Annotated in this window: 9 protein-coding genes, 17 tRNA genes, 2 rRNA genes and 2 riboswitches; of the genes, 3 read left to right on the forward strand and 25 right to left on the reverse strand. The window is 39.8% G+C overall.

Going from position 1 to position 13622, the window contains the following annotated elements:
* Positions 1–158: 158 nt before the first annotated feature.
* Positions 159–310: riboswitch (cyclic di-AMP (ydaO/yuaA leader) on the reverse strand.
* 808 nt (positions 311–1118) lie between these two features.
* Positions 1119–2384: an Nramp family divalent metal transporter gene (locus ACYQ73_RS18100; RefSeq protein ID WP_460013778.1), complete on the forward strand. Its 1266-nt coding sequence runs from the start codon at positions 1119–1121 to the stop codon at positions 2382–2384.
* Positions 2385–2756: 372 nt separating this feature from the next.
* Here ACYQ73_RS18100 and ACYQ73_RS18105 read toward each other — a convergent pair whose 3' ends face one another.
* The 4 genes from ACYQ73_RS18105 to ACYQ73_RS18120 all read right to left on the reverse strand — a co-directional run bounded on the left by ACYQ73_RS18105 (position 2757) and on the right by ACYQ73_RS18120 (position 6135).
* Positions 2757–3446, reverse strand: a complete 690-nt coding sequence (locus tag ACYQ73_RS18105; protein WP_460013779.1) for an ABC transporter permease — start codon at positions 3444–3446, stop codon at positions 2757–2759.
* Positions 3439–4365: an ABC transporter ATP-binding protein gene (locus tag ACYQ73_RS18110; protein ID WP_460013780.1), complete on the reverse strand. Its 927-nt coding sequence runs from the start codon at positions 4363–4365 to the stop codon at positions 3439–3441. Before ACYQ73_RS18110 ends, ACYQ73_RS18105 begins: the two co-directional genes overlap by 8 nt.
* 137 nt (positions 4366–4502) lie before the next feature.
* Positions 4503–5438 (reverse strand): sensor histidine kinase, encoded by a 936-nt coding sequence (locus ACYQ73_RS18115; protein WP_460013781.1) that lies wholly within the window; start codon positions 5436–5438, stop codon positions 4503–4505.
* Positions 5439–5442: 4 nt separating this feature from the next.
* Positions 5443–6135: a response regulator transcription factor gene (locus ACYQ73_RS18120; protein WP_460013782.1), complete on the reverse strand. Its 693-nt coding sequence runs from the start codon at positions 6133–6135 to the stop codon at positions 5443–5445.
* A gap of 673 nt (positions 6136–6808) precedes the next feature.
* Between ACYQ73_RS18120 and ACYQ73_RS18125 the strand changes: the two genes are divergently transcribed.
* Positions 6809–6934 carry a hypothetical protein gene (locus ACYQ73_RS18125; RefSeq protein ID WP_460013783.1) on the forward strand — a complete coding sequence of 42 codons (126 nt, stop codon included), beginning with the start codon at positions 6809–6811 and terminating at the stop codon, positions 6932–6934.
* A gap of 117 nt (positions 6935–7051) precedes the next feature.
* Here ACYQ73_RS18125 and ACYQ73_RS18130 read toward each other — a convergent pair whose 3' ends face one another.
* A complete protein-coding gene (locus tag ACYQ73_RS18130; protein WP_460013784.1) occupies positions 7052–8515 on the reverse strand; it encodes an amino acid permease in 1464 nt (487 codons plus the stop codon).
* An 86-nt stretch (positions 8516–8601) separates the two neighbouring features.
* A riboswitch (Lysine riboswitch) is annotated at positions 8602–8778 on the reverse strand.
* A gap of 150 nt (positions 8779–8928) precedes the next feature.
* Here ACYQ73_RS18130 and ACYQ73_RS18135 point away from each other — a divergent pair.
* Positions 8929–10161, forward strand: coding sequence for a CynX/NimT family MFS transporter (locus ACYQ73_RS18135; protein ID WP_460013792.1), 1233 nt, complete (start codon positions 8929–8931; stop codon positions 10159–10161).
* 58 nt (positions 10162–10219) lie between these two features.
* Here ACYQ73_RS18135 and ACYQ73_RS18140 read toward each other — a convergent pair whose 3' ends face one another.
* The 20 genes from ACYQ73_RS18140 to ACYQ73_RS18235 all read right to left on the reverse strand — a co-directional run.
* Positions 10220–11266, reverse strand: coding sequence for a nitric oxide synthase oxygenase (locus tag ACYQ73_RS18140; protein ID WP_460013785.1), 1047 nt, complete (start codon positions 11264–11266; stop codon positions 10220–10222).
* Between the two features lie 402 nt (positions 11267–11668).
* Positions 11669–11740 (reverse strand) — tRNA-Glu (locus tag ACYQ73_RS18145).
* 1 nt (position 11741) lies between these two features.
* A tRNA-Asn gene (locus tag ACYQ73_RS18150) sits at positions 11742–11818 on the reverse strand.
* Positions 11819–11822: 4 nt separating this feature from the next.
* A tRNA-Ile gene (locus ACYQ73_RS18155) sits at positions 11823–11899 on the reverse strand.
* Positions 11900–11908: 9 nt separating this feature from the next.
* Positions 11909–11982 (reverse strand) — tRNA-Gly (locus ACYQ73_RS18160).
* Positions 11983–11985: 3 nt separating this feature from the next.
* Positions 11986–12061, reverse strand: a tRNA-Phe gene (locus ACYQ73_RS18165).
* 7 nt (positions 12062–12068) lie between these two features.
* A tRNA-Ser gene (locus tag ACYQ73_RS18170) sits at positions 12069–12161 on the reverse strand.
* Between the two features lie 14 nt (positions 12162–12175).
* A tRNA-Ala gene (locus tag ACYQ73_RS18175) sits at positions 12176–12251 on the reverse strand.
* A gap of 15 nt (positions 12252–12266) precedes the next feature.
* Positions 12267–12343: transfer RNA gene (locus ACYQ73_RS18180), tRNA-Pro, on the reverse strand.
* A gap of 16 nt (positions 12344–12359) precedes the next feature.
* A tRNA-Arg gene (locus ACYQ73_RS18185) sits at positions 12360–12436 on the reverse strand.
* A gap of 15 nt (positions 12437–12451) precedes the next feature.
* Positions 12452–12524: transfer RNA gene (locus ACYQ73_RS18190), tRNA-Lys, on the reverse strand.
* A gap of 15 nt (positions 12525–12539) precedes the next feature.
* Positions 12540–12614 (reverse strand) — tRNA-Gln (locus tag ACYQ73_RS18195).
* Positions 12615–12623: 9 nt separating this feature from the next.
* Positions 12624–12699, reverse strand: a tRNA-His gene (locus ACYQ73_RS18200).
* A gap of 47 nt (positions 12700–12746) precedes the next feature.
* Positions 12747–12820 (reverse strand) — tRNA-Trp (locus tag ACYQ73_RS18205).
* 4 nt (positions 12821–12824) lie between these two features.
* Positions 12825–12908, reverse strand: a tRNA-Tyr gene (locus ACYQ73_RS18210).
* 9 nt (positions 12909–12917) lie between these two features.
* Positions 12918–12990 (reverse strand) — tRNA-Thr (locus tag ACYQ73_RS18215).
* A gap of 7 nt (positions 12991–12997) precedes the next feature.
* Positions 12998–13073 (reverse strand) — tRNA-Asp (locus tag ACYQ73_RS18220).
* 4 nt (positions 13074–13077) lie between these two features.
* Positions 13078–13153: transfer RNA gene (locus ACYQ73_RS18225), tRNA-Val, on the reverse strand.
* Positions 13154–13163: 10 nt separating this feature from the next.
* Positions 13164–13279, reverse strand: a 5S ribosomal RNA gene (rrf, locus tag ACYQ73_RS18230).
* A 188-nt stretch (positions 13280–13467) separates the two neighbouring features.
* Positions 13468–13622: ribosomal RNA gene (locus tag ACYQ73_RS18235) — 23S ribosomal RNA — on the reverse strand; the annotation flags it as partial.

A 13622-nucleotide genomic window follows, 5' to 3' on the forward strand; every position in this document is an offset into this window, starting at 1 on the left:
CATAGAATGTGTTTCGCATTTCTAAATCGATTACACTTTAGCATAATCGGTTTTTGTGCCATTCACCGGGGCCTTGTGTCATTAAATGAAGATAAAAAAAATCTACAAGCCATCACTAAATAAGACTTGTAGACGCTCATTCGTCTGCCAAGCTCCACTTTTCTGCTCTTAACGCTTACGAGGTTAGCTGTCGGATTCGGGCCTGAGTAGCCCTACCCCTCAATAAATGAAGAGATTCACCCCAAGGATTACCTATGTAATCCGTAAAAATTGGGTCCCCCGCGTCTAATTGCTTCAGCGATTTAGAAATTTGAAACTTTTATAATGATGTCATATTACGCCTGTATTAAAAAAAAGTAAAGATGAAAAAAACGGTTACAAAAAATTTTTTTCACTTGATATCTCGAAAATTATTATGATGGCTCACTACCATAACGTGTGGCTGATTTCCGTCCCGACTGAGTGCTTTCCTTGGAAGCCGCTTCGTTTGCATTTCATGGTCACATCTGTGACGCTAATTCCCACGGAGTCGCCAAGCCTCACTCTAATATTTCTCAACTTTGGCGGATTCTTTATTATGTGAAGAATAACGTTTTAATATTGGTAGAGAATATGTTCATACCCGAATTGGAAACCAATTATGCATGGCATAATTGCGTCCGGAATCAGCGTTTGGACACCCGCTGAAAAGTTACCTAAACCTGCATTCATCTCACCACCTATAGAGGAGGTAGACATCTGTACCTGCCGCTACGCTTTCGGACAAAAGACATTTGTAACTGCTGTTTCACTTTTGTTACAAAAAACAATTACTGGAAGAAGTTAAAAGCCACCTTATAAGTATATTCCCTCTTTCAAAATGGCTAAGTACATTAATCCTTGGATCATTTTAAAATGAATCGAATATTTTGCTATGATGCTTCAATACATTATGATACACAAACAAAATCAAAGTCCTTCAATGACAATTGATTTACTATATCAAAAACATTTCGAATTAAAAAAAAAATGAGCAAACTCCTTCACATTTTCTTCTTCTAGCTATAAAATAAGAATATATCATTTTCCTCTAGGAAACTTTATTTCACTTGTGATACTCTTTGAAACGAGGGAACAACATGGTTTACAAACGAATGACAAAATCGTCCGCTGAGGCGGTTTTAGATGGAGATATAAAAGGTTGGCGACAAATCTTACCGTTTCTTGGCCCAGCCTTCATTGCTGCAGTTGCCTATATTGACCCAGGGAACTTCGCAACGAATATTACAGCAGGTTCACAATATGGATATTTACTGCTGTGGGTAATCGTCTTTTCCAATTTAATGGCGGTGTTAATTCAATCCTTGTCGGCAAAGCTTGGTATTGCTACAGGTAAAAATTTACCCGAAGTAGCACGTGAACATTTTTCTAAAAAAACTTCTATATTTCTATGGATACAGGCTGAATTGGTCATTATTGCAACAGACCTAGCAGAATTTATTGGTGCGGCACTAGGGCTGTACTTGTTATTCAATATTCCAATGTTGCCTGCAGCGCTTATTACAGCGGTCGGCTCATTTGCTATTTTAGAATTACAGCGTAGAGGCTTTAGAGCGTTTGAAGCAGGTATTTCTGGCATGGTCCTTATTGTCGTATTGGCATTTGCATTCCAGACATTTTTAGCACAGCCAAATTGGGGCGAAGTAACAATAGGCATGTTCACACCACACTTTGACGGAGTAGATTCTATTTTACTGGCAACAGGTATTTTAGGGGCGACTGTTATGCCACACGCTATTTACTTGCATTCTTCATTAACCCAAAATCGTATCGTTGGTCGAAATGATGCTGAAAAAAAACGGATATTCCGTTTTGAATTTATTGATATTATCATCGCGATGATTATTGCCGGTGCCATCAATATGAGTATGCTTGTCATTGCTGCAGCAGTATTCCATACACAAGGTCTAGTAGTTGAAGATTTAGATATCGCTTATGACGGATTGAAGGAAGTGCTTGGTCCGATGGCTGCGGTGTCCTTCGGTCTTGGCCTTCTCATTGCAGGGCTTGCTAGCTCTTCAGTTGGTACTCTTGCAGGTGACGTAGTAATGCAGGGCTTTATAAGAATGAAAATTCCGCTCTATTTACGCCGTGCTATTACAATGCTACCTCCTTTGATTATCATTGCATCCGGTGTCAATGCAACTTATGCACTTGTCTTAAGTCAAGTTATTTTATCCTTTGGTATTGCATTTGCTCTTGTGCCGCTTGTTATGTTTACAAGTAAACGTGACATCATGGGAAGCCTCGTCAACCATCGTATTACAACTATATTAGGATGGATTGTCGTGGTGATTGTAGTTACTTTAAATCTTTATTTATTATGGCAAACTGTATTTGGTTGAAAAAATGCCAGACACGAAGACCTTCATTTGGTTTTGTGTCTGGCATTTCTATATGTAAGAGGCATTTTTATTAAGTAGGATTGATTTCCGTTCCGACCGGGCGCTTTGTCGCTGACGCTTCGCTTTCGCACAGATAAAACATTTGTCGCTGACGCTTCGCTTTCACGCAGAGCAAAGCTTCCCTGGGACGTCCGATGATCCGCTTCGTTGCTACCGCTTCTCTTTCGCACAGAAAACATCCGCTTGCGCTCCAGGATACCATCTTTGACGCTAATCCCAAGGAGTCGCCCCGTCTCCACTCCAATCAACTTATATACATGGCATACGTTTTAACAAATGTCATTTCCTACTTTCGTGATGAGCTGTTTTTCCTTAAATATCTATCTCCTCAATGTTTCGGAACGATAAATAGGCAACGCTTATACCGATAATAGCTAAAGTGATGGGTATGAAAATAATATCATACAAGGTAAAGTTACCCGAATTTGATGATACAACCGATACTATTAATATAGATGATACAATCGTTGCCGGAATGGAGTATTTTCTCATACCGAAATACAATGGTATTAATGCGATGCATGCTGCTGAAACTGCATTCATGATCACAGCGGGAATTCGTTGTATTATGAGAGATACCGATAATGTATCTGGAAGCAATTGAAAACTCTCACTAACAGCACAAAAAATCGCTGTAACAAAAATAGTCGATAAAATAATTGCACTAAAGGTAAAAAGAACAACAATGGCAAGCTTTGAAGCAATTAGTTTTTTTCTATTGATTGGGTACATAAATGCTACGGTGATCGTTTTATATTTAAATTCTCCAATAATAAACTTGGCGATTAACACACTAGCAAAAATAATAAATACTGCTCTTACACCTGAATCTATAAGGCTAAATGCCGTCTCATAAGTTCTAAAGTCTTGATCCCCTTCTATTTTAGTGATAAATATAAGCATAAATATAATAGCTAATATCACAAAATTTGCGAAAACAGCTCGTTTTATATAGGAACCAATATGATATTTTTTCATTTCTAGACGCATTAAATTAAGCACTAGCGATACCTCCATTGATTAACTTCAAGAAGTAATCCTCTAATGAGTTTGTTTTTTTGCTAATGCCCTCAATTTCAATATCATGCTCAATCAATGTTTTAGATAACACCTTTTGTGAAGCTGTCGAATCATAAATTCGAATACAATTATTATCATCCATTAGTTTGAAATTAGTAATGTTTAATTTACTTTCTATAATAAATGCAGCCTTTCCCCCATCATTGACAATCACTTCAATATAATCTGTTTGACTACGATTGACAGCGTCCATTGATACTTCCTTAATTAATCTTCCATCTTTAATAACCCCAACTGTATCTGCCAATTGTTCAATTTCACCCAAAATGTGACTAGAGATAATAATCGTAATTCCATACTCTTTACAAAGCATCCTGAATAGTTCTCGAAGCTCTTTAATGCCAACTGGATCTAGTCCATTAATCGGCTCGTCTAAAATAAGCAATTCCGGCTTCGTAATAATTGCACGTGCAATACCTAACCGTTGTTTCATCCCAAGAGAAAAGTCTTTTACACGTTTCTTCTCAGTGTTTGTTAGTTTTACTAAATCTAGAACATGCGCAATCTCTTTCTTGTCATAATAGCCCATATATTCGCAATGTAACTCTAACGTTTCCTTTGCTGTTAAATCTTCATAAAAAATCGGGTATTCAATAATCGTTCCCATCCTTTTCAGCACGTCGTATGAGCGGTCCATTAATTTTTCACCAAAGATTTCAATATCTCCACTCGTCGGCTTCGTAAGGTTTGTTAGCATTTTCATGACTGTCGTTTTTCCGGCACCATTAGGACCTAAAAAACCGTATATCTCTCCCTTTTTCACATGCATAGTCACAGCAGAAACGACTTCTTTTCCCTCAAACACCTTCGTAAGCTGGTTTGTTTTCACAATATATGTCATGTAGATCTCTCCCTTAAATTTAGCTATCCTTATTATAAAAAATGAAACTCTCTAATTTATTACTTGATTCTTACAAATTTCTTAAGCACAGAAGAAAAGCCTGTAAAGCTATAAAATTGCTCTACAAGCATGACTGCTCAGTATGTCATTCGTTTTAAAGAAACTGTAAAAATAGTCTTCTCATACGGGATACTAGAAAGTTGGATGGAACCCTCCATTAATTCTACAAGGCGTTTTGTAATAGTTAAGCCAAGGCCACTCCCTTGGAAGGATTTATTTCTGGAATCCTCAAGTGTATACATTCTTTCAAAAACATTATCAATATGATATTCGTCGATCCCCTTACCGCGATCCCAGACATCAATAAAAATATTCGTATCATCATTTCGCACTGTGAGTCCAATGATGTTTCCTGCTGCCCCATAGGCAACAGCATTGGATAGTAAATTATTCAAAACCCTATCTAACGCTTCTTCATTGCCGCGTGCATATGCGGATATCTCTGGTATGGCTATATCGATCTCTAGGCCCATAGATGTGATCATGTCGTAAAATGATAAAATATTTTTTCGGCAAATTTCACTTACATTAATTTTCGTCATTGGATAATCTGTATCTCCTGCCTCCAATTTTGCCAGGTCAAAAAATGTATGGATTATTTTCAATACTTCCAATGTTTTCGAATGAACGCCAGTGAGCAACCGTTGCCGCTCCTCTTCATTAAGTGTTTGCTTCAGCTTAAGCATTTCCGTATAACCTAGTACAACTGTTAAAGGCGTTTTAAGATCATGAGAAATATTGGCCAACATCTTTTTCATAGAGCTTTCCATTTTTCGATGTGTCGCCAGTACTTTTTGGTTGTGGTCTAGCAACGCATTCATCGCAATTAGTAGCTGCTGTAATTCTTGATTAGCTGTCGACACTAAAATCTTTTCATTCGATTGTTCGTTAATGATTGCATGCAGTTTTTGATGCATGTATTGAATCATAGCGTTCTGTTGTTTTTTTGCTCTCACCTGAAAAATAATAATACCTACAAGTAACACAATCACCAGTAATAGTAATATAATCATCTGTTTATCCTTCAAATTTATAGCCGATTCCCCAAAGTGTTTTAATATATAGAGGATTGGATGGATCGTCTTCAATTTTTTCACGTAATCTTCTTATATGTACATTAATAATATTTTCATCCCCATAGTAAGCATCATTCCAAATCAATTGATAAATTTGCTGTTTTGTAAAAACTCGATTACGATTTGTCACGAATAATTTTAAGATACCAAATTCCTTTGATGTGAGTTTTACTTGTTGTCCATTCTTCTCAGCTGAAAAATTAACAAGGTCGATCGATAAGTTGTCTATCTCTACTATATCTTTCTTCTCCTCTACTTGATTGGAGTATTTCGTAGCTCTTCGAATTGCGGCTTTAACACGTGCCGAAAATTCCAGCATCGAAAATGGCTTGGCAATATAATCATCTGCCCCTAATCCTAATCCTAACGCTTTATCAACATCACTATCCTTGGCTGACATAATGATAATTGGAATTGATGCTTGCTCTCGTATAATCTTTAAAACTTCTAATCCATTAAGTTTCGGTATCATAATATCCAAGATCACTAAATCAAAGGGATTGTTTAAACAATTTTGTAATGCTTCTTCTCCATTTACTGTAGAGGTGACAAGGAACCCCTCCATCGTTAAATAATTTTCTACCATTTCACGAATGGCTTCGTCATCTTCTACTAGTAAAATATGCTTTTGCACTATCATGCACCTCTTCTCAACATAAAGCGTCTATATTTGACTTGTCATTACTATGATCATCGCCACAGCGAGGGGGTGATTTCCGTTCCGGCTGGGCGCTTTGTTGCTGACGCTTCGCTTTCGCACAGTAAACATTTGTTGCTGACGCTTCGCTTTCGCACAGTAAACATTTGTTGCTGACGCTTCGCTTTCGCACAAATAAAACCCTGTTGCTGACGCTTCGCTTTCGCACAGAAAACATCCGCTACGCTGCAGGGTCTCGGGCCAACACGATGTTAATCACGAAGGCGTTATAACAGGACGTGGCGGTTTTAGCCTTCGTTCCTCTATTGCTGATTCCCAAGGAGGCGCCCAGCCTTCACTCCAATCAACTTATATACATAGTATACGTTTCAACAAATGTCTTACCCCAAATTAGGTGATGTGTTATTTATCTATCAGTTTACCATATTAAGGTTGTGCACCAAAAGTGGGGGACGATTTGAGAAACTGAAGTCCCCTTTTTATTCTTGCCAGCAATTTCATTTGAGACTCTAAAATACAGAATTTGTAACACATTGTATTGATTGGTATATCGTTAGTAATAATCAAAATTAATTTAGATGAAAACAGCATTTTTGGTATTTACTTTTATTTAGGTGCTCTACTGTGGATAATGAGTATATATTTTGGGATGTCCGGAATTCGATCAAAACAAATAGCTATTTCTAAATATATAGGATTACTCATCATTTTGCTTATTCTTGTCATTTACGGATCGATGATTGCCATTATGGGGATACGAGGTTTTGGAGCTTAAAGTTTAATCGTTCACTTGGAGTATTTTGATTGTACGTCTAGAATTACAAATTTATTATTTAACTAAAAAAACTGCCCTGCAAGTCATTTTCTATGACTCACAGGACAGTTTTATTTTTTATTGTTCAACTTTTAAATCACATTGCTCTAATGGGAGCATTTTTGTTTTATGCTTGATTTTATAGCCAAGCCATAACAGTAAGAACAGTGGGATACCGATATATGAGACAAGGACTCCGTACCAATCTACTGTTTCACCCATAAAGGCATTGTAGTTTTGTCCAATAACAACAATCATACAAACCGTAAAGGCAAAGAGCGGTCCGAATGGGAATAGCCTTGCTTTATACGGCAATAATTTCGGATCTAAGCCTTGTACCTCGAATGCTCGACGGAAACGGTAATGGCTAAATGCAATTCCTAACCAGGCAATAAAGCCAGACATCCCAGATGCATTTAGAAGCCACATATAGACTACACCATCACCAAAGAATGAAGCTAAAAATGCTAGGCAGCCTATAGCTAAAGTCGCCAGTAATGCGTAAATCGGAATACCTCGACGGCTTAGTTTAGTGAAAATTTTCGGTGCATGTCCATCTACCGCTAATTGCCAAAGCATACGAGACGATGCGTAAAGCCCTGAATTCCCTGCTGACAGCATTGCCGTTAGAATGATTGCATTCATCAATGATGCAGCAAAGGCAATTCCTAAACGATCGAACACCAGTGTAAATGGTGAAACAGCGATATCTTCAGATAGCAAACGTGCATCTGTAAATGGAATCAACAGCCCAATTGCACCGATTGCTAAAATATAGAATAAAAGAATTCGCCAGAAAACAGACTTTACAGCTTTCGGAATATTTTTACCAGGGTCATCCGTTTCACCTGCTGTTATTCCAAGTAGCTCTGTCCCTTGGAACGAGAATCCCGCAGCTAAGAAAATACCAAATGTAGCAAGGAATCCACCGTGGAATGGTCCATCACTAATGAAGAAATTCGTAAAGCCTACAGGAGCGTGTCCTCCTAAAATACCAAAAATCATTAAGAAACTGATGATAATGAAAATAATTACAGTTACAACCTTTATCATTGCAAACCAATATTCACTCTCACCATAGCTTTTTACCGATAATAGATTGAACGTTAAAACGACAGCAATAAATAAAACAGTCCAAAGTGCTGATGAGCTATCTGGGAACCAATATTTCATAATTAATGAGACAGCAGAAATTTCCGCTGCAATTGTAATTGCCCAGTTGTACCAGTAGTTCCAACCAAGTGCAAAACCTAAAGCTGGATCTACAAATTTTGTAGCATACGTACTAAATGAGCCCGATGATGGCATATAAGCTGCCATTTCCCCTAAGCTCGTCATTAAAAAATACACCATGATACCGATTAATGCATAAGCAAGAAGTGCACCGCCAGGGCCTGCTTGCGCAATGGCACCACCACTAGCTAAAAACAATCCTGTACCGATTGTACCGCCTAATGAAATCATTGTAATATGACGGCTTTTTAATTCTTTTTTCAGCTTCGGTGCTTTATGACCGAGCTGATTGACTTTTATTTCACTCACGATATAGCTTCCTTCCTTTTTTAAGAGGCGAAAAAAATGCCATCACATGAACGTTGCTGTGATGGCTAAGTAAATCCTCTGTTCCTTAAAATGATAGCTCAACACGTTGTTCAAACGTGACAGTTCTGTTCCTTTCGGAGACAGCCCCAGCATGAGGTTTTCAAGTCCCCTCACACTTCGGCAGTATTTCCTTTCAGCTAATTTCTCTAATGCTTGTCATTTCCATTAACATACTCATAAATACCGCGACCTCTACCTCAATACAAACATGAGGCATTAAATATTAAATTTATAATGGATATTAGTTTAACATACGACATATGGTATTTCAATAACTCGAGTAATATTCTATATTTTATGAATTTTCCACTATTTTTATTATTGTGATAAAGTGGTATAGTGATTCAATCAAAATTGTTCTAACAAGGGGGATTTATTTGACTACTCATGAACATTCCGATACTTATCCTAGCAGGAAAATTAACTGGAAAGGCACAACCTTATTACTCGTTATCGGAGTAATTTGTATTGCCTCGACATTACGGATGCCGCTAACAGTTGTTGGACCTATTATTTCCTTTATCCGTGAAGACCTCGGCATATCCAATATACTAGCAGGCTTTCTAACAACGATCCCATTGCTAGCATTTGCAATCATTTCACCATTCGCTCCAATTGTCGCACGTAAATTTGGACTAGAAGTAACATTATTTTTATCAACTATTCTTTTAGGGGGAGGGATTGTACTACGCTCCCTTGGCACAACTAGTTTACTCGTATTTGGTACGATGCTAATTGGTATAGCCATTTCATTCGGTAATGTACTAATTCCAGGATTACTTAAATTGAAATTTCCCTATCACGTAGGTTTACTTATGGCATTTTTCACAATGTCGATGAATTTGACAGCTGGACTCGGTGCTGGCATTAGCTATCCTGTTGCCAATTCATCACTTGGTTGGCAAGGTGCACTGGCCATCTCACTTGTTCTTGTGGTGTTAACCATTGTAATTTGGATTCCACAGTTGAAATTTAATAAGCCTGAACCGACTGTTAAGACTACGAAAGAACGTACACCATTATGGAAATCACCTGTTACTTGGGCAGTAGCGGGAGCTATGGGATTTCAGTCATTATTATTCTACACAACTGCCGCTTGGATTCCTGAAATATACATAGCACAAGGATTAGCTGCAGACCGTGCAGGCTGGATGTTTTCCATCATGCAATTTTCACAAGTCCCAATGGCTTTAGCTGTGCCTATTATCGCTAGTAAAATGACATCTCAACGTCCTCTCGTATTAATGTTTACGGTATTTTACTTAGTTGGCTTTATCGGGGTAGTGATGGAATGGACAAGCCTCGCTATACTGTGGATGGTGCTACTAGGCTTAGCCGGAGGTGCTTCATTCGCATTAGCGATGATGTTCTTTACTCTACGTACCCGTACAGCTTTTGAGGCAGCCGATTTATCAGGATTTGCACAATCATTAGGATATTTATTAGCCGCAATCGGTCCAATCTTATTTGGTTATTTACATGATTTATTCGGTGGCTGGAATATTACTGGCTGGTTATTTGTTGTCGTAGTATTGATACTCTTCATATGTTCATTTAGGGCTTCTAAAAATGAATATGTGAATTAATAAAGGCAGCTCATAATCTTATTTCAACGGAAATAAGATTATGAGCTGCCCTTCTCTATTAATAAGGTGGTTTCTGATAAAAATAATTTGGTATATTGTAAACATTAACATAAGGCTTATGGAAAATATGAGTCGTAGCTGGTGAAAGAGGTGGAATCAACCACGCCCAATTGCCTGTAACCTCACGATTCGCTGCTGCTTCTGTTTCCTCAAACAATTTAAATTGCTGTGCAGCTGTATGATGATCTACTATGCTGACACCGTCTTCTTTAAAGGAATGTAGAACGGCTATATTCAGCTCAACTAATGCACGATCACGCCATAGAGAAGCCTGTTTCGTTGTATCGAGGTTGAAAATTCCTGCTATAGCAGGCAGCATATTATAACGCTCATGATCTGCTAAATTACGTGCCCCAATTTCTGTCCCCATATACCAACCATTGAATGGGGCCGCCTCAAAATCAATACCTGCCATTTGGAAGCGCATGCTCGAAATAATCGGCACTGCATACCATTTTAATCCTAGCTTCTCGACTCGAGAGGATTCTGGATGACGAATCGGTACCTGTAGTACATAGTCGTCAGGAATCGTAAACAATTGAGGCTCCCTTCCATCCATCTGTACAACAAGTGGAAGCACATCAAATGCTGTTCTCTCACCTTGCCAGCCAAGTGATTCACATACTTTTGTAAACTCAACAGAATGCAAATCACCAACGATTCCAGATTCCGTTTCATAGCCAGCATAACGGATTAGCTGATGATTCCATATACGAACACGCCCTGGTGCAAAAACCGTTATTGTTGGGCGAATTTTCCCATCATTTGTTGCATACTCAATATGTTCAAGCAATGCGTTGAAAATATCCTCTTCATTTAAAATATCACGGGCATCTACAACATGCAGCGATTGCCAAAATAATCGGCCAATACACTTATTACTATTGCGCCAAGCCACTCGAGCGCCAAAGATTAATTCTTCCGTTGTCGGTATATATTCTCCTGCCGTTTTAATTTGCTGTAATTTATTTTCTAGCCATGTTTTAGACTCATTTTGTTCTACTTGATAAAGTTCTAAAAACTGCTGTACTTCTTGTAAATTCATATTGAATTCCTCCATCTATCCTCATATTAGAGGAATGGAACTATAATCACCACGAAAAAATCTGCCAGAAAACATACATATTTTATATATGAAATACTTTGTTCAATATTTTATTTCATCTATTTTATTTTTATAGTTACTTATGGTGCCGATTTTGAGTAGACATTATAAAAATTAGGGGAAATTACAGAAGAAAAAATTGTTGAGCATGGATTTGCTATTATAACGCTTTTTACGCCTAAGTAAGTAATACACGAGACGCATTAGGCCTCTTTTGCACTCCGTTTGCAGCATTAAGGGTAGACGTTATTACGTGTGCATTTCCTTAACGTATGATGATCTTTGTTTGTCAGTATAGTGGGCATAAAAAAAGCATGTCGCACTAATGTGCAACATGCTTGATGACCCGTACGGGATTCGAACCCGTGTTACCGCCGTGAAAGGGCGGTGTCTTAACCACTTGACCAACGGGCCGTGGCTCCGAAGGCAGGACTCGAACCTGCGACAACCTGATTAACAGTCAGGTGCTACTACCAACTGAGCTACTTCGGAATAATGGTGGGCCTAAATGGACTCGAACCATCGACCTCACGCTTATCAGGCGTGCGCTCTAACCAGCTGAGCTATAGGCCCATTATTTTTTGGAGCGGGTGATGAGAATCGAACTCACGACATCAGCTTGGAAGGCTGAGGTTTTACCATTAAACTACACCCGCAGATGGTGGGTCAGGACGGAATCGAACCGCCGACACTTAGAGCTTCAATCTAATGCTCTACCAACTGAGCTACTGACCCGGAAAAATGGAGGAGGTAGAGGGATTCGAACCCCCGCGCGGTGTTACCCGCCTGTCGGTTTTCAAGACCGATCCCTTCAGCCAGACTTGGGTATACCTCCGGAAATTATATAAATGGTGGAGCCTAGCGGGATCGAACCGCTGACCTCCTGCGTGCAAGGCAGGCGCTCTCCCAGCTGAGCTAAGGCCCCAACAATCAGGAAAGTTGGTCGGAATGACAGGATTCGAACCTACGACCCCTTGGTCCCAAACCAAGTGCTCTACCAAGCTGAGCTACATTCCGATATTATTAGGCTTTTTGGCGCGCCCGACAGGAGTCGAACCCATAACCTTCTGATCCGTAGTCAGACGCTCTATCCAATTGAGCTACGGGCGCATTTATAAAAACTGATGAGCCATGAAGGACTCGAACCTTCGACCCTCTGATTAAAAGTCAGATGCTCTACCAACTGAGCTAATGGCTCAAACTAAGAAATGAATGGCTGGGGTACTAGGATTCGAACCTAGGCATGACGGAATCAAAATCCGTTGCCTTACCGCTTGGCTATACCCCAATTATTAAATGGGGCGACTGATGGGAATCGAACCCACGAATGCCGGAACCACAATCCGGTGCGTTAACCACTTCGCCACAATCGCCACTATATGTAAACATAGCAGTCTTTGATAACGAGTACCTCGAAACCTGGCAGGGGCAGTAGGAATCGAACCCACACCAAAGGTTTTGGAGACCTCTATTCTACCGTTGAACTATGCCCCTAAAATGGTGGAGGGGGACGGATTCGAACCGCCGAACCCTAAGGAGCGGATTTACAGTCCGCCGCGTTTAGCCTCTTCGCTACCCCTCCAAGGGATGATGCCGGCGATAGGAGTCGAACCCACGACCTACTGATTACAAGTCAGTTGCTCTACCAACTGAGCTACACCGGCATAAAAATGGCGGTCCCGACCGGGATCGAACCGGCGATCTCCTGCGTGACAGGCAGGCATGTTAACCGCTACACCACGGGACCAAAATGGTGGAGGATGACGGGCTCGAACCGCCGACCCCCTGCTTGTAAGGCAGGTGCTCTCCCAGCTGAGCTAATCCTCCTGGGTATAATGCCTAGCGACGTCCTACTCTCACAGGGGGAATCCCCCAACTACCATCGGCGCTAAAGAGCTTAACTTCCGTGTTCGGTATGGGAACGGGTGTGACCTCTTTGCCATCATCACTAGACTATTGTCGGCTTTCAATATACGTCGTATTTCTTCGTCAGCTTCTGTCGTTCAGTCAGTCACGTACTTGAGTACGCTCCTTCCTTCTCTCCATCGCTTCCTCGAACTACTCATATCTTGAAACCCTTGGTTGAAAGAATTATTCTTTCAAAACTGGATAAACGGTGCATTGAATGTTTCAAACTTTTTTTGGTTAAGTCCTCGATCGATTAGTATTCGTCAGCTCCATGTGTCACCACACTTCCACCTCGAACCTATCTACCTCATCGTCTTTGAGGGATCTTACTTACTTGCGTAATGGGAAATCTCATCTTGAGGGGGGCTTCATGCTTAGATGCTTTCAG

Source organism: Lysinibacillus sp. CTST325 (assembly GCF_054665055.1).

Coding starts and splice junctions, on each gene's coding strand:
- ACYQ73_RS18100 (WP_460013778.1), top strand. CDS start 1,119: ATGGTTTACAAACGAATGACAAAATCGTCCGCTGAGGCGGTTTTAGAT.
- ACYQ73_RS18110 (WP_460013780.1), bottom strand. CDS start 4,365: ATGACATATATTGTGAAAACAAACCAGCTTACGAAGGTGTTTGAGGGA.
- ACYQ73_RS18115 (WP_460013781.1), bottom strand. CDS start 5,438: ATGATTATATTACTATTACTGGTGATTGTGTTACTTGTAGGTATTATT.
- ACYQ73_RS18125 (WP_460013783.1), top strand. CDS start 6,809: ATGTCCGGAATTCGATCAAAACAAATAGCTATTTCTAAATATATAGGA.
- ACYQ73_RS18140 (WP_460013785.1), bottom strand. CDS start 11,266: ATGAATTTACAAGAAGTACAGCAGTTTTTAGAACTTTATCAAGTAGAA.